General features: G+C 74.2%; 22 protein-coding genes and 1 pseudogene. 16 read left to right on the forward strand and 7 right to left on the reverse strand.

The window, feature by feature from the left end:
- A pseudogene (locus ABT093_RS38320) lies at window positions 1-201 on the reverse strand (hypothetical protein); the annotation flags it as partial.
- A gap of 186 nt (window positions 202-387) precedes the next feature.
- On the opposite strand from ABT093_RS38320, the gene tsaE reads away from it, so the two are divergent.
- Both tsaE and ABT093_RS38330 read left to right on the forward strand, forming a co-directional pair.
- Complete coding sequence (gene tsaE, locus ABT093_RS38325; protein ID WP_350572112.1) at window positions 388-921, forward strand: tRNA (adenosine(37)-N6)-threonylcarbamoyltransferase complex ATPase subunit type 1 TsaE; 534 nt, start codon at window positions 388-390, stop codon at window positions 919-921.
- Between the two features lie 118 nt (window positions 922-1,039).
- Entirely contained in the window at window positions 1,040-1,258 is a 219-nt protein-coding gene (locus tag ABT093_RS38330; RefSeq protein ID WP_350572113.1) for a hypothetical protein, read from the forward strand.
- 31 nt (window positions 1,259-1,289) lie between these two features.
- Here the strand turns inward: ABT093_RS38330 and ABT093_RS38335 are convergent, their stop codons facing one another.
- On the reverse strand, window positions 1,290-1,928 hold the full coding sequence (locus ABT093_RS38335; protein ID WP_350572128.1) for a hypothetical protein: 639 nt from the start codon (window positions 1,926-1,928) through the stop codon (window positions 1,290-1,292).
- Window positions 1,929-2,123: 195 nt separating this feature from the next.
- On the opposite strand from ABT093_RS38335, the gene tsaB reads away from it, so the two are divergent.
- The 5 genes from tsaB to ABT093_RS38360 all read left to right on the forward strand — a co-directional run bounded on the left by tsaB (window position 2,124) and on the right by ABT093_RS38360 (window position 5,728).
- Complete coding sequence (gene tsaB, locus ABT093_RS38340) at window positions 2,124-2,780, forward strand: tRNA (adenosine(37)-N6)-threonylcarbamoyltransferase complex dimerization subunit type 1 TsaB (protein ID WP_350572114.1); 657 nt, start codon at window positions 2,124-2,126, stop codon at window positions 2,778-2,780.
- A gap of 59 nt (window positions 2,781-2,839) precedes the next feature.
- The gene (gene rimI / locus ABT093_RS38345) at window positions 2,840-3,373 is read left to right on the forward strand and encodes a ribosomal protein S18-alanine N-acetyltransferase (protein ID WP_350572129.1); all 534 of its coding nucleotides are present in this window, start codon (window positions 2,840-2,842) and stop codon (window positions 3,371-3,373) included.
- A complete protein-coding gene (tsaD, locus tag ABT093_RS38350) occupies window positions 3,366-4,454 on the forward strand; it encodes a tRNA (adenosine(37)-N6)-threonylcarbamoyltransferase complex transferase subunit TsaD (RefSeq protein ID WP_350572115.1) in 1,089 nt (362 codons plus the stop codon). Before rimI ends, tsaD begins: the two co-directional genes overlap by 8 nt.
- A complete protein-coding gene (locus ABT093_RS38355; RefSeq protein ID WP_502884413.1) occupies window positions 4,451-4,714 on the forward strand; it encodes a hypothetical protein in 264 nt (87 codons plus the stop codon). The genes tsaD and ABT093_RS38355 overlap by 4 nt, the downstream gene beginning before the upstream one ends.
- Before the next feature lie 99 nt (window positions 4,715-4,813).
- Window positions 4,814-5,728 carry a polysaccharide deacetylase family protein gene (locus ABT093_RS38360; protein WP_350572116.1) on the forward strand — a complete coding sequence of 305 codons (915 nt, stop codon included), beginning with the start codon at window positions 4,814-4,816 and terminating at the stop codon, window positions 5,726-5,728.
- Here ABT093_RS38360 and ABT093_RS38365 read toward each other — a convergent pair.
- The gene (locus ABT093_RS38365) at window positions 5,704-6,933 is read right to left on the reverse strand and encodes a class I SAM-dependent methyltransferase (RefSeq protein WP_502884414.1); all 1,230 of its coding nucleotides are present in this window, start codon (window positions 6,931-6,933) and stop codon (window positions 5,704-5,706) included. The two genes, ABT093_RS38360 and ABT093_RS38365, sit on opposite strands and share 25 nt — an antisense overlap.
- Window positions 6,934-6,948: 15 nt before the next feature.
- Window positions 6,949-7,257, reverse strand: a complete 309-nt coding sequence (locus ABT093_RS38370) for a hypothetical protein (RefSeq protein ID WP_350572118.1) — start codon at window positions 7,255-7,257, stop codon at window positions 6,949-6,951.
- A gap of 261 nt (window positions 7,258-7,518) precedes the next feature.
- Between ABT093_RS38370 and groES the strand changes: the two genes are divergently transcribed.
- The 3 genes from groES (at window position 7,519) to ABT093_RS38385 (ending at window position 10,746) form a co-directional block, all read left to right on the forward strand.
- Window positions 7,519-7,824, forward strand: a complete 306-nt coding sequence (gene groES, locus ABT093_RS38375; RefSeq protein WP_014136232.1) for a co-chaperone GroES — start codon at window positions 7,519-7,521, stop codon at window positions 7,822-7,824.
- A 116-nt stretch (window positions 7,825-7,940) separates the two neighbouring features.
- Window positions 7,941-9,575 carry a chaperonin GroEL gene (gene groL / locus ABT093_RS38380; RefSeq protein ID WP_350572119.1) on the forward strand — a complete coding sequence of 545 codons (1,635 nt, stop codon included), beginning with the start codon at window positions 7,941-7,943 and terminating at the stop codon, window positions 9,573-9,575.
- Window positions 9,576-9,741: 166 nt separating this feature from the next.
- Window positions 9,742-10,746, forward strand: coding sequence for a LysR family transcriptional regulator (locus ABT093_RS38385; RefSeq protein ID WP_350572120.1), 1,005 nt, complete (start codon window positions 9,742-9,744; stop codon window positions 10,744-10,746).
- Window positions 10,747-10,831: 85 nt separating this feature from the next.
- On the opposite strand, the gene ABT093_RS38390 is transcribed toward ABT093_RS38385, so the two are convergent.
- A complete protein-coding gene (locus ABT093_RS38390) occupies window positions 10,832-11,158 on the reverse strand; it encodes a WhiB family transcriptional regulator (RefSeq protein ID WP_350572121.1) in 327 nt (108 codons plus the stop codon).
- 572 nt (window positions 11,159-11,730) lie between these two features.
- Between ABT093_RS38390 and ABT093_RS38395 the strand changes: the two genes are divergently transcribed.
- The 4 genes from ABT093_RS38395 (at window position 11,731) to ABT093_RS38410 (ending at window position 16,429) form a co-directional block, all read left to right on the forward strand.
- Window positions 11,731-12,342: a response regulator transcription factor gene (locus ABT093_RS38395; protein WP_014136228.1), complete on the forward strand. Its 612-nt coding sequence runs from the start codon at window positions 11,731-11,733 to the stop codon at window positions 12,340-12,342.
- A gap of 317 nt (window positions 12,343-12,659) precedes the next feature.
- Window positions 12,660-13,328 (forward strand): RNA polymerase sigma factor ShbA, encoded by a 669-nt coding sequence (gene shbA / locus ABT093_RS38400; RefSeq protein ID WP_350572122.1) that lies wholly within the window; start codon window positions 12,660-12,662, stop codon window positions 13,326-13,328.
- Between the two features lie 286 nt (window positions 13,329-13,614).
- The gene (gene guaB / locus ABT093_RS38405; protein WP_350572123.1) at window positions 13,615-15,120 is read left to right on the forward strand and encodes an IMP dehydrogenase; all 1,506 of its coding nucleotides are present in this window, start codon (window positions 13,615-13,617) and stop codon (window positions 15,118-15,120) included.
- A 181-nt stretch (window positions 15,121-15,301) separates the two neighbouring features.
- A complete protein-coding gene (locus ABT093_RS38410) occupies window positions 15,302-16,429 on the forward strand; it encodes a GuaB3 family IMP dehydrogenase-related protein (protein WP_350572124.1) in 1,128 nt (375 codons plus the stop codon).
- Window positions 16,430-16,513: 84 nt separating this feature from the next.
- On the opposite strand, the gene ABT093_RS38415 is transcribed toward ABT093_RS38410, so the two are convergent.
- Window positions 16,514-17,128: a hypothetical protein gene (locus tag ABT093_RS38415; protein WP_350572125.1), complete on the reverse strand. Its 615-nt coding sequence runs from the start codon at window positions 17,126-17,128 to the stop codon at window positions 16,514-16,516.
- A gap of 255 nt (window positions 17,129-17,383) precedes the next feature.
- Here ABT093_RS38415 and ABT093_RS38420 point away from each other — a divergent pair, with 255 nt between their 5' ends.
- Window positions 17,384-19,255 (forward strand): serine/threonine-protein kinase, encoded by a 1,872-nt coding sequence (locus tag ABT093_RS38420; protein ID WP_350572126.1) that lies wholly within the window; start codon window positions 17,384-17,386, stop codon window positions 19,253-19,255.
- Window positions 19,256-19,297: 42 nt separating this feature from the next.
- Here the strand turns inward: ABT093_RS38420 and ABT093_RS38425 are convergent, their stop codons facing one another.
- Window positions 19,298-19,840 (reverse strand): SHOCT domain-containing protein, encoded by a 543-nt coding sequence (locus ABT093_RS38425; RefSeq protein ID WP_350572127.1) that lies wholly within the window; start codon window positions 19,838-19,840, stop codon window positions 19,298-19,300.
- A gap of 86 nt (window positions 19,841-19,926) precedes the next feature.
- On the opposite strand from ABT093_RS38425, the gene ABT093_RS38430 reads away from it, so the two are divergent.
- Window positions 19,927-20,611 (forward strand): protein kinase family protein (locus ABT093_RS38430; RefSeq protein ID WP_502884416.1); only part of this gene is annotated, 685 nt, incomplete at its 3' end.

Below are 20,611 nucleotides of genomic sequence, written 5' to 3' on the forward strand. Positions count from 1 at the left end.
GCGGTGGGGGTGGAGCGGGTCGCGGACGGGCTGGCGGAGCTGCGCTCGGCGCACCTGCTGGACGACGTGGCGGAGGAGGGGCCGGAGCGCCGCTATGCCGCCCCGCTCCCGCACCACCCGCGCCAGACCCTCGGCCTGCCGCAGCCGCAGCCCCGTGAACGACTCCGCCCAGACCGGCTCAGCCCGAAGCACCCCACCCATGCCGGAGAAATGCCCCGCACCAGACCTCTGGAACAGGCTTTAGGGCCCGTCGCCGGACCCCGGGAGCCCCGGTGGGGTGCCCCGCGGAGCGGGTGCGGCGCGACCGCCGCCGGCGATGTGGCACGGTAGCGGGAGGCGCCCGAGGGCCGGTGCGCCGCCGTACGGACCGAAGGGCTTGATTCACGCATGGGCTCGCACGCCACTCTCACCGCCGCCACCCCCGACCGGATGGGCCGGCTCGGCCGGGAGCTGGCCGCGCTGCTGCGGCCGGGGGACCTGGTGCTGCTCTCCGGCGAGCTGGGCGCGGGAAAGACCACGCTGACCCGGGGCCTCGGCGAGGGGCTCCAGGTGCGCGGCGCGGTCACCTCGCCGACCTTCGTGATCGCCCGGGTGCACCCGTCGCTGGTCGGCGGCCCGGCACTGGTGCACGTGGACGCCTACCGGCTGGGCGGCGACCTCGACGAGATGGAGGACCTCGACCTGGACGTCTCGCTGCCCGAGTCGGTGGTGGTGGTCGAGTGGGGCGAGGGCAAGGTCGAGCGGCTCTCGGAGGACCGCCTGGAGGTCCGGATCGAACGGGCCGTCGGCGCCGAGGCGCCGGGCAGCGCGGCGGACGGTGCGGCGGACGGCGCGGCGGACGAAGGCCTGGACCCGCGCGAGGTGCGGCTGACCGGCATCGGCCCCCGCTGGGAGGGCGTCGACCTGTCCGTGCTGGCCTGAGGGATCCGGCCGGCCGGGTCACGGTTTGCCGACAGGCTGTCGGGAAGATGTTGCGGTCGGGGTCCCGGGCATGGTGGGATGGTTTCCGAGGTTAGGTCTGCCTAACTAGGGAGGCGTCATGCCGAGCACCACGCCCGCCCCGGAGCGCGAACCGCGCGGGACCGGGGCCGAGGGGCCCGACCGCCGTGCCGCAGGGGAGCCGATGCGGGCCCTGCTGGCCGCCCGCGCGGCGGCGGAGGCGGTCTCCACCCCGCCCGGACGCCGTCCGGCCGCCGGGAAGGCGCGGACCGGGGAACCGGCGGACGGCGGCGCCCACGACACCCGCCGCGCCGCCTGATCCCATGGTTCCGTGACCCCGCTCGCCCGGGTCAGGCGATCACGACCACCTTGGTGTCCTTCGGGGCGAAGTCCCAGAGCAGCTGGCCGTCGGCCCGGCTGCTGCGGATGCCGCCGGTCTTGGCCGTCTTCGGGGCGCCGCTCGCGCTGCCCCCGATCGAGGACGGCCCCGAGGCGGAGGCCGTCGGGGCGGCGGCCGGAGTGCCCGAGGCACCGTCCACGGCCGCGCTGAAGCCGAACACCACGCCGTTCTGCTGGGCGAACCGCACCACGTGCTCGATCTGCTTGCCGTCGGTGCCGGTGCCGGTCGGGTTGCGGCTGTACACGGGGTAGCTGCCGGGGGCCGGCTCGACGGTGCCCGGGGTGACCGGGAACGCGGCCACCACCTGCGGGGTCTTCTTCGGGTCGATCAGCCAGACGTAGTGCGCGCCGATCGAGTAGACGACCCGCAGTCCGGTGCCGGTGCCCGCGGTGGGCAGTGCCGGGACGGTCGGCGTGGGCGCGGTGCTCGGGGTGGCCGGGGCGGCCGACCCGGTGGACGAGGCCGCGGTGGTCGTGCCGGGGTTGGCGGCCGCCGCGCGGCCCTGCGCACCGTTGGCCTGGAAGGCCAGCAGGCTCACCACCGCCAGGGCCCCCAGGGTCAGCCCCGTGACCACCACTCCAGGACCCATCTTCGCCACGTGTGCTCCCACCGCCGTCCCAAAACCGTCGGCCCCATCGTGCCAGGTTCGCCCGTCCGGTCCGCATCGCGTCGGACGTGTGTTCCGCGCTGCCGCGGGTTTTCGATCGTGCGGCGCACACGCCCCGGGCGCCGGGACGGGGCCGGGCCCGGACCGGTCACCGCCCGACCGGTCTAACCTTGACCCGTGCTGCTGCTCGCGTTCGACACCGCTACCCCCGCCGTCACCGCCGCCGTCCACGACGGCACGGCCGTCCTCGCCGAGACCGACCAGGTCGACGCCAGACGCCACGGCGAACTGCTGCTGCCCGCCATCGACCAGGTGCTGCGGGCGGCCGGTGTCGACAAGCACCGGCTGACCGGCATCGCCGTGGGCGTCGGCCCGGGCCCGTACACCGGTCTGCGGGTCGGTCTGGTCACCGCCGCCGCGCTGGGGGACGCCCTCGGCCTGCCGGTGCACGGCGTCTGCACCCTGGACGCGATCGCCCACGCCGCCCGTGCCGAGGGCCTGGCCGGCGAGCCGTTCACGGTGGCCACCGACGCGCGCCGCAAGGAGGTCTACTGGGCCGCCTACGACGCCGAGGGCCGCCGGACCGAGGGCCCGTCCGTGGACCGCCCGGGCGAGCTGACGCCGCCGGCCCGCTCGGTCGGCGCCGGTGCCCTGCTCTACCCGGACGCCTTCCCCGGCGCGCACGGCCCCGAGCACGTCTCGGCCGGCGCGCTCGCCGACTACGCCGCCACCGAGCTGGCCGCAGGCCGCGCCCTGCTGCCCAACGCCCCGCTCTACCTGCGCCGCCCGGACGCCCAGGTGCCGGCCGGCTACAAGGCGGTGCTCCCGGCGTGACCGGCCCGAGCACCGACGGGGCCGTGCGCACCGCGGCTCCCGTCGCCACCCTGCGCCCGATGCGCTGGTGGGACATCGCCCCGGTGCTGGCGCTGGAACGGGAACTGTTCCCCGAGGACGCCTGGTCCGCCGGCATGTTCTGGTCCGAGCTGGCCGAGGCCCGCCCCGGCGGCACCCGCCACTACACCGTGGCCGTCGCCCCGGACGGCACGGTCGTCGGCTACGCCGGACTGATGGCGGTGGCCGGCGAGGGCGACGTGCAGACCATCGCCGTCGACGGCCGCCACCAGGGCGCCGGCCTCGGCGCGCTGCTGCTGGCCGACCTGGTCCGGGAGGCCGCCCGGCGCGGCTGCGCGGACCTGCTGCTGGAGGTCCGGGTGGACAACACCCGCGCCCAGCGGCTCTACGAGCGGTTCGGTTTCGAGCCGGTCGGCATCCGGCGCGGTTACTACCAGCCCGCGAACATCGACGCGCTGGTGATGCGCCTGGACCTCGCGGCCGCCGCCGTCGACGGCGCCACCGCTCCCGAAGACCTCGACGAACCCGCGGACCACCCGCGACCGGATGTGAAGAAGGACACCCCCCATGGCTGACGAACCGCTCGTCCTCGGCATCGAGACCTCCTGCGACGAGACCGGCGTCGGCATCGTGCGGGGCACCACCCTGCTCGCCGACGCGGTGGCCTCCAGCGTCAACGACCACGCCCGGTTCGGCGGCGTCGTCCCCGAGATCGCCAGCCGCGCGCACCTGGAGGCGATGGTCCCCACCATCCAGCGCGCCCTGGACACCGCCGGCGTCAAGGCGAGCGACCTGGACGGCATCGCCGTCACGGCCGGCCCCGGCCTGGCCGGCGCGCTGCTGGTCGGCGTGAGCGCCGCCAAGGCCTACGCGTGGGCCCTGGACAAGCCGCTGTACGGCGTCAACCACCTCGCCTCGCACATCTGCGTGGACCAGCTGGAACACGGCCGCCTGCCGTCCCCGACGATGGCCCTGCTGGTCTCCGGCGGGCACTCCTCGCTGCTGCTCAGCGAGGACATCACGAGCGACGTGCGCCCGCTCGGCGCGACCATCGACGACGCGGCCGGCGAGGCCTTCGACAAGGTCGCCCGGGTGCTCGGGCTGGGCTTCCCCGGCGGCCCGGTGGTCGACCGCACCGCCCGCGAGGGCGACCCCGAGGCGATCGCCTTCCCGCGCGGCCTGACCGGCCCCAAGGATCCGGAGTACGACTTCTCCTTCTCCGGCCTGAAGACCGCCGTCGCCCGCTGGGTGGAGGCCAGGCGCCGGGCCGGCGAGGAGGTGCCGATCGCCGACGTCGCGGCGTCCTTCCAGGAGGCGGTCACCGACGTGCTGACCCGCAAGGCGGTCAAGGCCTGCAAGGACAACGGCGTCGACCACCTGATGATCGGCGGCGGCGTCGCGGCCAACTCGCGGCTGCGCGAGATGGCCCAGCAGCGCTGCGACCGGGCCGGCATCCGGCTGCGGGTGCCCCGCCCGGGCCTGTGCACCGACAACGGCGCGATGGTCGCCGCGCTCGGCGCCGAGATGGTCCGGCGGGACCGCGCGCCGTCCTCCTTCGACCTGTCGGCGGACTCCTCGCTGCCGGTGACCGAGGTCCACGTGCCGCACCAGGACTTCCACGGCCAGGCCTACCAGGCGCTGGGCGGCCAGGAGTGAGCACCACCGCCGCGATGTGGGAGGCCCGGGCCGCCGACGGGCGGGGCGCCGAGCTCTCCGCCTGGGTGCGGGAGACCGCGCTGCCCGCGCTGCGCGGCGGCGCGGGGCTGCTGCGCGCCGAGCTGTTCGCCGCCCCCGGCGAGCGTGTGCTGCTGATCACCTGGTGGTCCGGCGAGCCGCTCCCGGTGGCCGAGCCGCCCGCCGGGCTGCTGGGCCGTCCGGTGCACCGCTGGTCGTTCACCAGCGAGCACGTGGAGTAGCCCGGGCCGGCCGTCCGCACGCCCGACCGGGAACCGAACGTGCGACCGTTACCGTGCTAGCGAGCGAGATCGCTGAACGGGAACGGGGAGCACGGCGCGGTGAACAGGCACGGGTGGAGCAGGACGACGGCGTACGCGGCGGGGGCGGCGGTCCTGCTGGCCGCCGCCACCGGCTGCGCGGGCGGCGGCGACAGCGGCGCCGCCTCCGCCGCCCTGGTGGCGCCGAGCAGCGCCCCCGCCGGGTCCGCCGCGCCGCAGCAGGGCGCGGCCACCCCGCCGCCGAGCGCGGCGCCCGCCCCGGCCGCGGGGGACGCCGCCGCCTGGGCGAAGTGGCACCTCACGCCGCTGCCGCCCGCGCCCCCGGCGCCCGCCGACAAGCCGGTGAAGCTCCAGAAGACCGGCCCGGTCCCGGTGTTCAGCGAGGTGAAGACCACCGACAAGGTCGTCTTCGTCACCATCGACGACGGCGCCGAGAAGGACCCGAAGTTCGTCGAGATGCTGACCGACCTCAAGGTGCCGGTCTCGATGTTCCTGACCCGCGACATCGTCAAGGACGACTACGGCTACTTCAAGCGGCTCCAGGCGCTCGGCAACCACGTCCACAACCACACCACGGACCACGCCCAGCTGAGCAAGGTGACGCCGGAGAAGCAGCGGTCCGAGGTCTGCGACGCCCAGGCCGCGCTCACCCAGCAGTACGGCACCCCGCCGCTGCTGTTCCGCCCGCCCTACGGCGACGGCGCCCACACCCCGGCGCTGAACTCCTCGGTGCAGCAGTGCGGGCCGCGGGCGATCGTGCTGTGGCGCGAGTCGATGCAGATCCACGACATGCAGTACCAGGCGGCGGACAAGAAGCTGCGCCCCGGGGACATCGTGCTCGCCCACTTCCGGGGCCCCAAGGACCTCAAGGGCGAGACGATGACGGAGATGTTCGGGGAACTGCTGGCCCGGATCCAGGAGCAGGGCTTCGCGGTGGCCCGGCTGGAGGACTACATCGCGGCGCCGGCCGCCTGAACGGCCGCGGCCGGGCCGGTCACCGGCCGGCCGAGCATCATCAGCGGGCCGTGGTCGGTGCGGCTGAGGATCACCGTCACGGTGTTCGGGCCGCTGGGCTTCAGCTGGCGGCGCAGCTCCTCCGGGGTGATCGCCATCCCGCGCTTCTTGATCACCACGGTGCCGACGCCCCGCTCGCGCAGCAGCGCCTTGAGCCTCTTGATGTGGAACGGCAGGACGTCGGTCAGCTCGAAGCCGTGCGCGTACGGGGTGTCGACCAACTCGTCCGAGGTCACGTAGGCGATCTTCGGATCGATCAGCCGCCCGTTCACCCGCTGCGCCACCTCGGCGACCAGGTGGGCGCGGATCACCGCGCCGTCCGGCTCGTAGAGGTAGCGGCCGACCGGGCCGGCCGGCGGGTCGGGCAGGTCGCCGCCGGTGAGGCTGGCCCGCTGCGGCAGCAGGGTGGCGCGGTGCGGGTGCCCGGCCCGGGTGCCGAACCAGAGCACCGCCTCCTTGACGTCGCCGTGGTCGGAGACCCACTCGGCCTCCGCGTCGGCCGGCACCGCCTCGTGCGGGATGCCGGGGGCCACCTTGAGCGCGCCGACCGGGGTGCGCCGTCCGGCCTCGATCGCCCAGGACAGCGGCGGCGCGTACGCCTCGGGGTCGAAGACCCGGCCGCGCGAGGTGCGCCGGGCGGGGTCGGTGAAGACCGCGTCGAAGCCGGTGACGTCGACGTCGGCGACGTCCGCGCAGCGCACCTCGACCCGGTCGGCCAGGCCCAGGGCGGCCGCGTTGGCGGCGGTGGCGGCGCAGGCGGCCGGGTCCTTGTCGACGGCGAGCACCTCGACACCGGCCCGGGCCAGCGCCAGCACGTCGCCGCCGATCCCGCAGCAGAGGTCGGCCAGCCGCTTCACCCCGAGGTCCGCGAAGCGCCGCGCCCGCCACTCGGCGACCTCGCGCCGGGTGGACTGCTCGACGCCGTTGGGCGTGAAGTACATGAGGTCGGCGTCGGCGCCGAACTTGGCCCGGGCCCGCTGCCGCAGCCGGGCCTGCCCGAAGGCGGCCGACACCAGCTCGGCGGGGTGCTCCTTGCGCAGCCGGGTGGCCAGCGCCAGCTCCTCCCCGGGCGCGAAGTCGCGCAGTTCGGCGAGCAGGGCCTGGCCCCGGTCGGTCAGCAGGGGCCGCAGGTCGTCGTTCTCCACGGGGCCATTCTCGCCGGTCACGGACGGCCCGGACGGTCAGAGCAACTGCTGCAGCCACCAGGGCGCGGTCAGCGGGGCGAGCAGCGCGGCGGCGGGGACCACCCGCCAGCCGGCTCGCGCGGTTCGCCAGGTGACCAGGCCGGCCGGCGCGAGGGCGAGCACGACGCCCGCCGGGAGGAGCAGCGCGACCGGCCCACCGGCGTCGCTCATGGCCAGCCCCATCAGGACGGCCAGGACGCAGACGCCGATCAGGGCGGTGACGCCGCCGACCAGCGGGAGGGTGACGAGGGCGACCAGCAGGTCGCGGTGGAGCAGGGGGCGGGTGTGCGCGGTGGTCTCGGCCATGGCCCGAGTGTGCGATCCGGAGCCGCCCTCGCACATGAGTACGGCGACTCATCCCTCCCAAGGGGCCGGCGACCCGGGCCGACCCGCGTGGCGTTGGCACTCTGGTTGACTGAGTGCTAACCGCGGCCTATGGTCATCACTAGCACTCCCCACCGGGGGAGTGCTAACGCGACAGTGCGTGTCTGACCCCCGCGACGGCAGACGCGCGAGTTCGCCCCTACCCGTTAGAAAACCCCGTAATCTCCGAAGGGGAGCTCGGACGTGACCACCAGCAGCAAGGTTGCCATCAAGCCGCTCGAGGACCGCATCGTGGTCCAGCCGCTCGACGCCGAGACCACCACGGCCTCCGGCCTGGTTATCCCGGACACCGCCAAGGAGAAGCCCCAGGAGGGCGTCGTCCTGGCCGTCGGCCCGGGCCGCTTCGAGGACGGCCAGCGTCTGCCGCTCGACGTCGCCGTGGGTGACATCGTCCTGTACTCGAAGTACGGCGGCACCGAGGTGAAGTACCAGGGCGAGGAGTACCTGGTGCTCTCCGCCCGCGACGTTCTCGCCATCATCGAGAAGTAAGGCGTCCCGCCACGCCCCGGATCCGCGTCCCTAGTGACCGGGGACCGGGGCGTGGTCGTTGGTTCACGTAGTCGAGCGGCCGCCGCGACGGCCGCACCCCCGAGGGAATAGGGAACATGGCGAAGATCCTGCAGTTCGACGAGGACGCCCGCCGCTCGCTGGAGCGCGGTGTCAACAAGCTGGCCGACACCGTCAAGGTGACCATCGGCCCCAAGGGCCGCAACGTCGTCATCGACAAGAAGTTCGGCGCCCCGACCATCACCAACGACGGCGTCACCATCGCCCGTGAGGTCGAGCTCGACGACCCGTACGAGAACCTTGGCGCGCAGCTCGTCAAGGAGGTCGCCACCAAGACCAACGACGTCGCGGGCGACGGCACCACCACCGCCACCGTGCTGGCCCAGGCCCTGGTCAACGAGGGTCTGCGCAACGTCGCCGCCGGCGCCGGCCCGGCCGCCCTGAAGAAGGGCATCGACAAGGCCGTCGCCGCCGTCTCCGAGCACCTGCTGTCGGTCGCCCGTGAGATCGAGGGCAAGGACGACGTCGCCGCCGTCGCCACCCTGTCCGCCCAGGACGCCCAGGTCGGCGAGCTGATCGCCGAGGCGATCGACAAGGTCGGCAAGGACGGTGTCATCACCGTCGAGGAGTCGAACACCTTCGGCGTGGAGCTGGACTTCACCGAGGGCATGCAGTTCGACAAGGGCTACCTGTCGCCGTACTTCGTCACCGACGCGGAGCGGCAGGAGGCGGTCCTGGAGGACCCGTACATCCTGATCAACCAGGGCAAGATCTCCTCCATCCAGGAGCTCCTGCCGCTGCTGGAGAAGATCCTGCAGGGCGGCACCTCCCGCCCGCTGCTGATCATCGCCGAGGACGTCGACGGCGAGGCGCTGTCCACCCTCGTGGTGAACAAGATCCGCGGCACCTTCAACGCGGTGGCCGTCAAGGCCCCGGGCTTCGGCGACCGCCGCAAGGCGATCCTCGGTGACCTGGCCGTCCTGACCGGCGGCACCGTGATCTCCGAGGAGGTCGGCCTCAAGCTCGACCAGGCCGGTCTGGACGTGCTGGGCTCGGCCCGCCGCGTGACCGTCACCAAGGACGACACGATCGTCGTCGACGGTGCCGGCGAGTCCGAGGCCGTGGCCGGCCGCGTCGCCCAGATCAAGGGCGAGATCGCCAACACCGACTCGGACTGGGACCGCGAGAAGCTGCAGGAGCGCCTGGCCAAGCTGGCCGGTGGCGTCTGCGTGATCCGCGTCGGTGCCGCCACCGAGGTGGAGCTCAAGGAGCGCAAGCACCGCCTGGAGGACGCCATCTCGGCGACCCGCGCCGCGGTCGAGGAGGGCATCGTCGCCGGCGGCGGCGCCTCCCTGGTCCACGCCGCCAAGGTGCTGAACGACGGCCTGGGCCTGTCCGGCGACGAGGCCACCGGTGTCGCGGTCGTCCGCAAGGCGCTGCACGAGCCGCTGCGCTGGATCGCCCAGAACGCCGGCCTGGAGGGCTACGTCATCACCTCCAAGGTCTCCGAGCTGGAGCAGGGCCAGGGCTACAACGCCGCCACCGGCGAGTACGGCGACCTGGTCAAGGCCGGTGTCATCGACCCGGTCAAGGTCACCCGCTCCGCCCTGGAGAACGCCGCCTCGATCGCCTCCCTGCTGCTCACCACCGAGACCCTCGTGGTGGAGAAGAAGGAGGAGGAGGCCGACAACGGTCACGGCCACTCGCACGGCGGTCACGGCCACTCGCACTGAGGCCACAACCGCTGAGCGCGGCCACCGCGCGCAGTCACCGACCGCAGGCCCGGTCCGCACCCCGCGAGGGGTGGCGGGCCGGGCCTGCGGCCGTTCCGGGCCGTTCCAGCCTTCAACTATCAGTTGAATTTTGCGTAATGCAAAGAATCCCTTATATCTTGGGGGCATGATCGAGGCCCGCCATCTGCGCGTCCTGCGTGCCGTCGCCCGCACCGGCTCCTTCTCCGCCGCCGCCCGCGAGCTGGGCTGTACCCAGCCCGCCATCAGTCAGCAGATGAAGGCCCTGGAGAAGTCCGTGGACACCCCGCTGGTGGTCCGTTCGGGCCGCGGGATGCAGCTGAGCGAGGCCGGGCGGGTGCTGCTCAAGCATGCCACCGGGATCCTCGCCGGGCTCTCCGCCGCCGAGGAGGAGGTCGCGGCGATCGCCGGACTGCGGGCCGGGCGGGTGCGGCTGGTGTCCTTCCCGACCGCCAGCTCGACCCTGGTGCCGCCGGCCGTCGCCCGGCTGCGGGACAGCCATCCGGGCGTGCGCGTGTCGCTGGTCGAGGCGGAGCCGCCGGAGTCGCTGGCGATGCTGCGCGGCGGCGAGTGCGAGGTCGCGCTCGCCTTCCGCTATCCGCAGGCCCCCGGTTCCACCCTCGCGCCGGCGCCCGCGCCCGCGCACGGCACGCCCCGGGAGGCGCGCGCGGAGGCCAATCTGGAGGCCCAGCAGTTGAGCGCGGGGGCCGACTGGTCCGACCTGGTGGTCACCCCGCTGCTGGACGACCCGCTGGTCGGACTGCTGCCCGCCGGGCACCGGCTGGCCGGGCGCGGCGGGCCGGTGGAGCTGGGCGAGCTGGCGGGGGAGCAGTGGATCGCCGGCTGCCCGCAGTGCCGGGGCCACCTGGTGGAGCTGTGCGCGGGCGCCGGCTTCGAGCCGCGGATCGACTTCGCGACCGACGACTACCCGGCGGTGGTCGGACTGGTGGCCGCCGGGCTCGGCGTGGCGGTGCTGCCGGGGCTGGCGCTGGAGTCGGTGCGCCCCGACGGGGTGGCGCCGGTGGCGGTGCACGCCGCCTCGGGAGCGCCGGCGGTGCGGCAGGTGGTCGCGCTGACCCTGCCGGACCTCGCCGAGGTGCCGGCGGTGGCGCTGATGCTGGAGCGGCTGGCGGGGGCGGCGGCCGGGCACTGACCCGCCGGAGCGGCGGGACCGGGGCAGCCGGGTGCGCCGCACCCCGAGAAGAAACGTTTCTTCCCGGCGAGGCGGAACCGGTGGCCTACTGCTGGACCGCGCCCGGCGCGGCGAGCGGCACCTCCACCAGGCGGTTGCGCGAACGGCCCATCATCTCCTCGCGCTCGTCCTCGGTCAGGCCTCCCCAGACGCCGTACGGCTCGCGGACCGCCAGCGCGTGCGCGGCGCACTCGGTGCGCACCGGGCAGCGCATGCAGACCTCCTTGGCACTCGCCTCGCGCGAGCTGCGGGCCGCGCCGCGCTCGCCCTCGGGGTGGAAGAAGAGCGAGCTGTCCACGCCGCGGCAGGCCGCGGAGAGCTGCCAGTCCCAGAGGTCCGCGTTGGGGCCGGGGAGTCGGGAGAAATCTGCCATGGCTCATTCCCTTCAGAGGTCGTCGACCGCGGGGCCGGTCGCCGGCGGGGTGCGTCGGCGGCGGCACGGCGGGGCGTCCGGCGCGGTGTGGACACCTGGAAATATGACTTACGGCAACTCCATGGACAAGTCACCCACAGAGTGGCACAACAGTCAATGACCATACAAAAGCTCTAAAAACGGGCATAGTGCGCATGGTGGTTGGGCAGGCGGGCGCCGGGCGCGGATGGGGCAATCGGGTGGCCGACGGGCGCGCGCGGGCCCCCGTGGGTGTGCGGGTTGTACGCCGACCGCGCGCGAGCTGCGCAAAAGTGCGGCGTGTGCACCGCGATGCGGCTGATCGGTAACGGGTCGGCCACGTACAGTGGTGGAGATGGCCCCGAAGGCCGTAACTCATTCGAGTGACGGTCGTTGGATGTGCGGAGGCGGTTAGCGGACGCCGGACGTCGGGAACGATCGCGGGGAATCTCAGGCGATCAGCACGGAGTCTGTCGCCGATCGGCCGTGTCGGAGAGGTTCGTACCAGCCAGGAGGCTCAACGTGACGCGGATCAGCTGCGGAGGACGACGGTCATGACTTCCGTTCTCGTTTGCGACGATTCCCCGCTCGCCCGCGAGGCGCTTCGCCGCGCGGTCGCGACCGTACCCGGTGTCGATCGGGTCACCACCGCGACGAACGGGGAGGAGGTCCTCCGCCGCTGGGTGGCCGACCGCTCCGATCTCGTCCTGATGGACGTCCGGATGCCCGGCCTCGGCGGGGTGGAGACGGTCCGGCGGCTGCTGTCCGCCGACCCGGGCGCCCGGATCATCATGCTCACCGTCGCCGAGGATCTCGACGGCGTCGCCCTCGCGGTCGCCGCGGGGGCCCGCGGGTACCTGCACAAGGACGCCTCGCGCGCCGAACTGCGGGCCACCGTCACCCAGGCGCTCGCCGACCCGACCTGGCGGCTCGCCCCCCGCCGGCTGCGCAGCCCCGACATGGGCGCCGCGCCGACGTTGACGGCGCGTGAGATCCAGGTGCTCGAAGGCATGAGCCACGGCCGCAGCAACGCCGAGATCGGCCGCGAGCTGTTCCTCTCCGAGGACACCGTCAAGACCCACGCCCGACGGCTGTTCAAGAAGCTCGGCGCCTCGGACCGCGCGCACGCGGTGGCGCTGGGCTTCCGCTGGGGCCTGGTCCGCTGACCGCCGCCGGCACCGCCGGTTCCGGCACGCTCCGCGCGATTGCCCGCGCGGGGGCGTGTGACGTTACGGTCCCGAGGTTGCACCATGGAGGAGTGGAGCACCTCGGGGACCAGCGGACAGGAACTGCGGCGAACCACGCAGCCGCAGGAGACTCGGCGGACGGCGCCGCGGACGGGACCACCCGGGGCGGTGGGGCGGGAGGCGGGACGGTGCAGGAGGGGCCGGTGGTGCGGACCGGTGCGGCACCGCATAACGTTCCGGTGCACAACTCCGGACGCGGTGCCGCGTTTTCCCGCGCGACCAGGCACCATGGACCGATGCGTGACGACGTGACCGGGGCTCCCGGCGAGGCGGACCCGGTGGAGGCCGAGCCCTCCGCGCCCGGGTCCGGCCCGGCGTACGCGGAACCGGCCGACGGGCCCGGCGCGCTCGCCGAACTGGTCGCGGCCGCCGTCCGCGGCGAGGGCCCGGCGATCGACGCGCTGCTCGCCCACGTCCATCCGCTGGCGCTGCGCTACTGCCGCGGCCGGCTGGTCCGGCTGCCCGGCGGCGCCCGGCACCACGTGGACGACATCGCCCAGGAGGTCTGCGTCGCGGTGCTCTGCGCGCTGCCCCGCTACCGGGACCAGGGGCGCCCCTTCGAGGCCTTCGTCTACGGGATCGCCGCGCACAAGATCGCCGATCTGCAGCGGGCCGCGATGCGCGGGCCCGGCTCGACGGTGATCCCGCAGGACGACCTGCCGGAGGTGCCGGACGACGCGCTCGGCCCGGAGGAGCGGGCGCTGCTCAGCAGCGACGCGGCCTGGGCGAAGGAGCTGCTCTCCAACCTGCCGGCCCGCCAGCGCGAGCTGGTGCTGCTGCGGGTGGCCGCCGGGCTCTCGGCGGAGGAGACCGGTGAGGTGCTCGGGATGTCGCCGGGGGCCGTCCGGGTCGCCCAGCACCGTGCGCTGAGCCGGCTACGGGCGCTCGCCGAGGAGTCGTCCTAGTTCGTCGGGGTTCGTTCGCCGGGGTTCGCGGGCCTTCCGGCCGGCCGGAATGGCCCATGGCCGGTCTTTGTTGTCAAGGGCACACGAGAGCGCATTCGCGGTGCCAGTACCATGGGGTATCGGCGCCTGGGCGGGTCGCCAAAGTTTCGACGGTGCGCGCGGGGTTCCCCTGGAGGATCCTCCAGTGGCCACCGGGCTTTCGGCGGTCCGAGCGAGTGAGCTGATGACAGCGCCCCCACCCTCAGGGCGCGAGCTGATCGAGCCGGCCACGGAAGGTACCCCCGAAATGTCTTACAACGCCGCAGGCGTACCCGAGAAGTTCGCGATGCTCGGACTCACGTACGACGACGTCCTGCTGCTGCCGGGGGCGTCCGAGGTGCTGCCGAACGAGGTCGACACCTCCTCGCGGGTCTCCCGCAACGTGCGCGTCAACATCCCGCTGCTCTCCGCGGCGATGGACAAGGTCACCGAGTCGCGGATGGCGATCGCGATGGCCCGCCAGGGCGGCGTCGGCGTCCTGCACCGCAACCTCTCGGTCGAGGACCAGGCCAACCAGGTCGACCTGGTGAAGCGCTCCGAGTCCGGCATGGTCACCGACCCGATCACGGTCGGCCCGGACACCACGCTCGCCGAGGCCGACGCGCTCTGTGCCAAGTTCCGGATCTCCGGTGTGCCGATCGCCGACGGGAGCGGCAAGCTGCTCGGCATCGTCACCAACCGCGACATGGCCTTCGAGACGGACCGCACCCGGCAGGTCCGCGAGATCATGACCCCGATGCCGCTGATCACCGGCAAGGTCGGCATCTCCGGCGTCGACGCCATGGCGCTGCTGCGCCGCCACAAGATCGAGAAGCTGCCGCTGGTCGACGACGAGGGCCGGATCAAGGGCCTCATCACGGTCAAGGACTTCGTCAAGGCCGAGCAGTACCCGAACGCCGCCAAGGACGCCGAGGGCCGGCTGCTGGTCGGCGCCGCCGTCGGCGCCAGCGCCGAGGCCTTCGACCGCGCCCAGGCCCTGGTCGAGGCGGGCGTGGACTTCCTGGTCGTCGACACCTCGCACGGCCACAGCCACAACGCGCTGGCCTGGATCGCGAAGATCAAGTCGGCCGTCGGGGTCGACGTGGTCGGCGGCAACGTCGCCACCCGGGACGGCGCCCAGGCGCTGATCGACGCCGGCGTGGACGGCGTCAAGGTCGGCGTCGGCCCGGGCTCCATCTGCACCACCCGCGTGGTGGCCGGCATCGGCGTCCCGCAGGTCACCGCGATCTACGAGGCGGCCGTCGCCTGCCAGGCCGCCGGCGTGCCGGTCATCGGCGACGGTGGCCTGCAGTACTCGGGCGACATCGGCAAGGCGCTCGCCGCCGGTGCCGACACCGTGATGCTGGGCTCGCTGCTGGCCGGCTGCGAGGAGTCCCCGGGCGAGCTGCTGTTCATCAACGGCAAGCAGTTCAAGTCCTACCGCGGCATGGGCTCGCTGGGCGCGATGCAGTCCCGCGGCCAGGGCCGCTCCTACTCCAAGGACCGCTACTTCCAGGCCGAGGTCGCCTCGGACGACAAGCTCGTCCCCGAGGGCATCGAGGGCCAGGTGCCCTACCGCGGCCCGCTGTCCGCGGTGCTGCACCAGCTGGTCGGCGGCCTGCGCCAGACCATGGGCTACGTCGGCGCGGCCACCGTCGCCGAGATGGAGAGCAAGGGCCGGTTCGTCCGGATCACCTCGGCGGGCCTCAAGGAGAGCCACCCGCACGACATCCAGATGACCGTCGAGGCGCCGAACTACAGCGCCCGCCGCTGAATCGGGTACCCCGCCGCAGGGCCCGCCACCGAGGGGTGGCGGGCCCTGCGGGCTGTCCGGGCGGCACCCGTCGGCGGCCCGGGCGGCGGGCGGCGCCGTGCGGCGGCGGGAGGGTGCGGGATACTGGGGGGCGGCCGGGGTGACCCGGCGGGCATGAGCAATACCACCAGAAGGGCTCGAAGTGACTGAGATCGAGATCGGGCGAGGCAAGCGCGGCCGTCGGGCGTACTCCTTCGACGACATCGCCGTCGTCCCCAGCCGCCGTACGCGTGACCCGAAGGAGGTCTCGATCGCCTGGCAGATCGACGCCTACCGGTTCGAGCTGCCGTTCCTGGCCGCTCCGATGGACAGCGTGGTCTCCCCGCAGCAGGCCATCACCATCGGCCGCCTCGGCGGCCTGGGCGTGCTGAACCTGGAAGGCCTCTGGACCCGCTACGAGGACCCGCAGCCGCTGCTCGACGAGATCGCCGCGATCGCCGACGAGTCCGTTGCCACCCGCCGCCTGCAGGAGATCTACGCCGAGCCGATCAAGGCCGAGCTGATCAAGCAGCGGATCCAGGAGGTCCGCGACTCCGGCGTGGTCACCGCCGCCGCGCTCTCCCCGCAGCGCACCGCCGAGTTCTCCAAGGCCGTGGTGGACGCCGGCGTCGACGTCTTCGTCATCCGCGGCACCACCGTCTCCGCCGAGCACGTCTCCGGCGCGGCCGAGCCGCTCAACCTGAAGCAGTTCATCTACGAGCTGGACGTCCCGGTCATCGTCGGCGGCTGCGCCACCTACACCGCCGCGCTGCACCTGATGCGCACCGGCGCGGCCGGCGTGCTGGTCGGCTTCGGCGGCGGCGCCGCGCACACCACCCGCAACGTGCTCGGCATCCAGGTGCCGATGGCCACCGCCGTCGCCGACGTGGCCGCCGCCCGCCGCGACTACATGGACGAGTCCGGCGGCCGCTACGTGCACGTCATCGCGGACGGCGGCGTCGGCTACAGCGGCGACATCCCGAAGGCGGTCGCCTGCGGCGCCGACGCGGTGATGATCGGTGCCGCGCTGGCCCGGGCCACCGACGCGCCCGGCAAGGGCTACCACTGGGGCATGGAGGCCGTCCACGAGGAGCTGCCGCGCGGCAAGCGGGTCGACCTCGGCACCGTCGGCACCACCGAGGAGATCCTCACCGGTCCGTCGCACACCCCGGACGGCACCATGAACCTGTTCGGTGCGCTGCGCCGCGCGATGGCGACCACCGGCTACACCGAGCTCAAGGAGTTCCAGCGGGTCGAGGTGACCGTCAACCCGGCGCTCAACCACCGCTGAGCCGTACCGCTCCACCGGGCCCCCGTCGCGTCGCGCGGCGGGGGCCCGTGCGCGTGCGGGGCGGCGGCCGGCTGCCGGTGCCGGCTACTGGCGGGTGGCGGCGCGGCGGGTCAGCAGGAAGCCGCCGATCACGGCGATGCCGTAGAAGACCAGGTCCAGCGGGCGGCGGCCGTCGCGCCAGAGCGGGAGGGCGTCCTGCAGCAGCCCGCCGTACCCGGTGCCGGCCAGCGCGTGCAGCCGGCGGGCCTGGCCGAGCAGCTGGCCGAGGAACAGCGCGCCCGAGGCCAGCAGGGCGCCCAGCGGCGGCAGCAGCCGGCTCCGGCCACCGAGCCGGCCCAGCGGCCAGGCGACCGCGGCCGCCGGGGCGATGGCCAGCCAGCCGACGGTGGCCTCCGCGCGGGCCGGCGCGCAGCCGAGCGCCCCGGCGCCGGCCAGCATCGCGAGCACGGCCAGCGCCACGGCCGGTCCCGTCCGGTTCCGGTGGCGCCGGCGGCCCCGGGCGATCTCCCCGCCCTCGGCCGCGTCGGCGGGAGCGGAGCCGGGGGCCGGGTCGGCGGGGCGGTAACCGGCCACCGGGGCGCCGGGCATACCGGGGGCCACGTACCCCTCGGGGGTCTCCGGTTCCGGCGCGACCGAGAAGTGCGGGGCCGTGGGCGGTCGGCCCGACCGGCCGTCAGCGCCCGGTGCGGATGCGGTCATGGACGTCGTATTCCCCCCGGAAAGACGGTGAGCTGCCGAACGGTAGCAGGGCCCGGAGCAGGCCCGACAGAGTTTTCGATCACAGATCGGGCACGGAGCGCCGGGCCCGGCCGGGGCGCGGGCCAGGGTGGCCGGGGGCCGGGTGGTCGGGGGCCCGCGGGACAGGGGATGATGGAGGCTTGGGCGTTCGGGCCCGACGCCGGTCCGACGCGCCGTCACCACGACCGCCAGCAGCACATGGGGGAACGTTCCGAAATGACCCAGGCGCAGGGTTCCACCGGCCGCCTCCTGGCCGGACGCTACCGGCTGAACGCGGTGCTCGGGCGCGGTGGCATGGGCACCGTCTGGCGCGCCGAGGACGAGATGCTGGGCCGGACGGTCGCGGTCAAGGAACTGCGGATGAACGCCAGCGTGGAGGAGGACGAGAAGCACCGGCTGATCGTCCGGACCCTGCGCGAGGCCAAGGCGACGGCGCGGATCCGGCACAACTCGGCGGTCACCGTCTTCGACGTGGTCGAGGAGGACGACCGGCCGTGGATCGTCATGGAGCTGGTCGAGTCCCGCTCGCTGGCGGACGTGGTCCGTGAGGACGGGCCGCTGGCGCCGGCCCGGGCGGCGGAGATCGCGCTGGACGTGCTCGGCGTGCTGAGCGCCGCGCACGCGCTCGGCATCCTGCACCGGGACGTCAAGCCGTCCAACGTGCTGATCGGCGAGGACGGCCGGGTGGTGCTCACCGACTTCGGCATCGCCAGCGTGGAGGGCGACACCTCGGTGACCTCCACCGGCATGCTGGTCGGCGCGCCCTCCTACATCTCCCCGGAGCGGGCCCAGGGGCAGAAGCCCGGACCGCCGGCCGACCTGTGGTCGCTGGGCGGCACGCTGTACGCGATGGTCGAGGGCCGTCCGCCGTACGACCGGGGCTCGGCGCTGGCCACCCTGACGGCGGTGATGACGGAGGAGCTGACCACCCCGGTGAACGCCGGGCCGCTGCTGCCGGTGATCGAGGGGCTGCTGGCCAAGGACCCGGCGAAGCGGCTGACCGCCTCGCAGACCCGGTCCATGCTGAAGCGGGTGGTCGCGGAGGCGACCGCGCGGGCCGAGTCGACGACCGAGCAGGAGGTGCCGGTCGCGGAGGGCAGGGCGAAGCCGAAGCCGACGATCGGCGGGCTGCTCGGGACGGTCCGGGTGGGCAGCCGGGCCGGGGACGCCGGGAGCGGGGAGTCGCCGGCCGCGCCGGTGGCGCCCACGGAGCCGGCGGGTCCCGCGAAGCCGGAGGCTCCGTCGGGGCCGTCGGGGCCGGAGGCCGAGGTGCGGCCGGTGACCAGCGAGTGGACGCTGGGCGCGACCCAGGCCGCCGGGGCGGACCCGCGGACCGGTCGGCGGCGGCTGGCCGTGGCGACGGTCGTGGTGGTGCTGCTGCTGATCGCGGGCGTGGTCGCGCTGGTCCAGGCGCTCGGCGGTTCCGACGACGGCTCGGCGCAGGGCGCGCACGGCACCGCTCCGGTGGCGGCGACCACGGACAGCACGCCGGGTGACGGGGCACCGGCGTCGGCGTCGGCCCCGGAGAGCTCCGCTCCGGAGCAGAGCGCGGCGGCGCCCGAGCCCGCTCCCACGCCGACTCCCACGCCCACCCCGACTCCCACGCCCACCCCGACGCCGACTCCGACGCCGACCGGGGCGGTCGTGCCGGCCGGGTACCACGAGTACAAGGACCCGGCCGGCTTCTCGATCGTGCTGCCCGACTGGCTGCAGCTGGCGAGCTCGGAGTCGATCCGCCGCACCTTCAAGGGCAACGGCAGCACCCTGCGGATCGAGTGGACGACCACGCCGGGGGAGAGCGCGCTCGCCGACTGGCAGGCCTCCGAGCCCGGCCTGCGCGGCCAGGTGACCAACTACCAGCGGGTGCAGCTGCAGTCCGTCGCCTACCGCGAGTGGACCAACGCGGCCGACTGGGAGTGGATCAGCGGCACCCAGCGGACGCACTCGCTGAACCGCGGCTTCGTCACCGGCTCCCCGGCCAAGTACGGCTACGCGATCTACTGGACCACGCCCGACGCGGACTGGGCCGCGCCGCAGAACGCCCAGGCCCGGCAGACCGCGTTCGACACCTTCCAGCCGGCGCCGTGATCCGTCCGCTCGCCTCCCCTCCCCACCGGGCTCGGGCGGGTGTCAGCCGATGAGGCGTTGCTTCGCGCGGGTGAACTCGTCGTCGGTGAGGGCGCCGGCGGTGCGCAGGGCGGCGAGCCGTTCGAGCTGGTCCAGCAGGTCGGCGCCGGAGGCGGCGGCGGGGCCGGCGGGGGCCGGGGCGGCGAGCGCCTTCCGGGAGGCCTCGCGGGCCAGCCGCGCGGTGGCGCGGAGCTGCTCGGCGAAGATCTCCGCCTTGACCACGTCCTCGAAGCGGTGCGAGCCGGTCAGCGCGACCACCAGCAGCACCTCGCCGTTGATCCTGGTCCTGGTGACGGTCGCGTCGGTGACCGCCTCCAGCGGAACCGGGACCGGGGGCTTGCCGTCCTTGAGGAAGAGCAGCCGGTGGGTGGTCAGGACGAGGACGCCCTTGCGGAAGTGGTCGGGGTGGCGCCCGGCCGTGGAGGCGACCGGCTTCTCGTCGGGGGCGACGTTCGCCTGGACGGTGCGCAGGGCCGCGGCCCGGTTGTCACTGCTGCTGTTGCCGGCCACGTCGAAGGCCGCGTCGATCAGATCGGTCCAGTCCATGGACCGAGGGTAATCCGGGGCGCTCGCGCGGTGCCTCCCGCGGTCGGCCAGGGCCTAGGCTTGGCGATGAGCGGAGAGGAACACGCATGCGAGCGGGCCCGGGGCAGGTGCTGGCGGGGCGTTACCGGCTGACGGATCGTCCGGAGGCGCTGAGTGCGCTCGCCGTCGACGAGCGGAGCGGCGACGTCGTGCGGCTGCGCGCGTGGGAGCTGCCCGCGCCGCTGACCGTGGCTCAGGACGTGGACGGCGCCGGATCGGTGCACGGCGAGCGGCTGGTGCGCCGGGTGGCGGCGGTCGGCGCCGCGGCGCCGCGGCATCCGCGACTGCTGCAGGGGGCCGGGGCGTTCGTCGAGGGCGAGCTGCTCTGGACCGTCGAGGAGATGCCGGCCGGGCGGTCGCTGGCCGAGGTGCTCGCGGACGGCCCGCTGCCGCCGTACCGGGCGGCCGAGATCGCCGCGGACCTCGCCGCGGCGCTGCGGGCGCTGCACGACGCGGGCCTGGCGCACGGCAACGTGACGGCCGAATCGGTGCTGGTCTGCGAGGACGGCGCGGCGCTGCTGGGCGGGCTGCTCCCGGGGGTGGCCGAGGAGGTGCTGGCCGAGGAGCTGGGCGGACCGGGCGGCAGGCGCCGCTACGAGGTCCGGGCCGAGCTGGTCGGGTCGGTGGCCGAGCGCTGGCCGCTGAGCTGCGGGTACGTACAGTTCGTCGGCGATGTGCCGCACGGCGCGAGGGCGCGTACCGTGGAGAGAAGGCCCCGGGTAAACACCCGTC

Origin of the sequence: Kitasatospora sp. NPDC002551 (assembly GCF_040296005.1) — a bacterium.
Lineage (GTDB): Bacteria > Actinomycetota > Actinomycetes > Streptomycetales > Streptomycetaceae > Kitasatospora.

Coding starts and splice junctions, on each gene's coding strand:
- tsaE (WP_350572112.1), top strand. CDS start 388: ATGGGCTCGCACGCCACTCTCACCGCCGCCACCCCCGACCGGATGGGC.
- shbA (WP_350572122.1), top strand. CDS start 12,660: ATGCGTGACGACGTGACCGGGGCTCCCGGCGAGGCGGACCCGGTGGAG.
- ABT093_RS38425 (WP_350572127.1), bottom strand. CDS start 19,840: ATGGACTGGACCGATCTGATCGACGCGGCCTTCGACGTGGCCGGCAAC.
- guaB (WP_350572123.1), top strand. CDS start 13,615: ATGTCTTACAACGCCGCAGGCGTACCCGAGAAGTTCGCGATGCTCGGA.
- ABT093_RS38385 (WP_350572120.1), top strand. CDS start 9,742: ATGATCGAGGCCCGCCATCTGCGCGTCCTGCGTGCCGTCGCCCGCACC.
- ABT093_RS38420 (WP_350572126.1), top strand. CDS start 17,384: ATGACCCAGGCGCAGGGTTCCACCGGCCGCCTCCTGGCCGGACGCTAC.
- ABT093_RS38335 (WP_350572128.1), bottom strand. CDS start 1,928: ATGGGTCCTGGAGTGGTGGTCACGGGGCTGACCCTGGGGGCCCTGGCG.
- ABT093_RS38415 (WP_350572125.1), bottom strand. CDS start 17,128: ATGACCGCATCCGCACCGGGCGCTGACGGCCGGTCGGGCCGACCGCCC.
- groL (WP_350572119.1), top strand. CDS start 7,941: ATGGCGAAGATCCTGCAGTTCGACGAGGACGCCCGCCGCTCGCTGGAG.
- tsaD (WP_350572115.1), top strand. CDS start 3,366: ATGGCTGACGAACCGCTCGTCCTCGGCATCGAGACCTCCTGCGACGAG.
- ABT093_RS38330 (WP_350572113.1), top strand. CDS start 1,040: ATGCCGAGCACCACGCCCGCCCCGGAGCGCGAACCGCGCGGGACCGGG.
- ABT093_RS38395 (WP_014136228.1), top strand. CDS start 11,731: ATGACTTCCGTTCTCGTTTGCGACGATTCCCCGCTCGCCCGCGAGGCG.
- rimI (WP_350572129.1), top strand. CDS start 2,840: ATGCGCTGGTGGGACATCGCCCCGGTGCTGGCGCTGGAACGGGAACTG.
- ABT093_RS38390 (WP_350572121.1), bottom strand. CDS start 11,158: ATGGCAGATTTCTCCCGACTCCCCGGCCCCAACGCGGACCTCTGGGAC.
- ABT093_RS38370 (WP_350572118.1), bottom strand. CDS start 7,257: ATGGCCGAGACCACCGCGCACACCCGCCCCCTGCTCCACCGCGACCTG.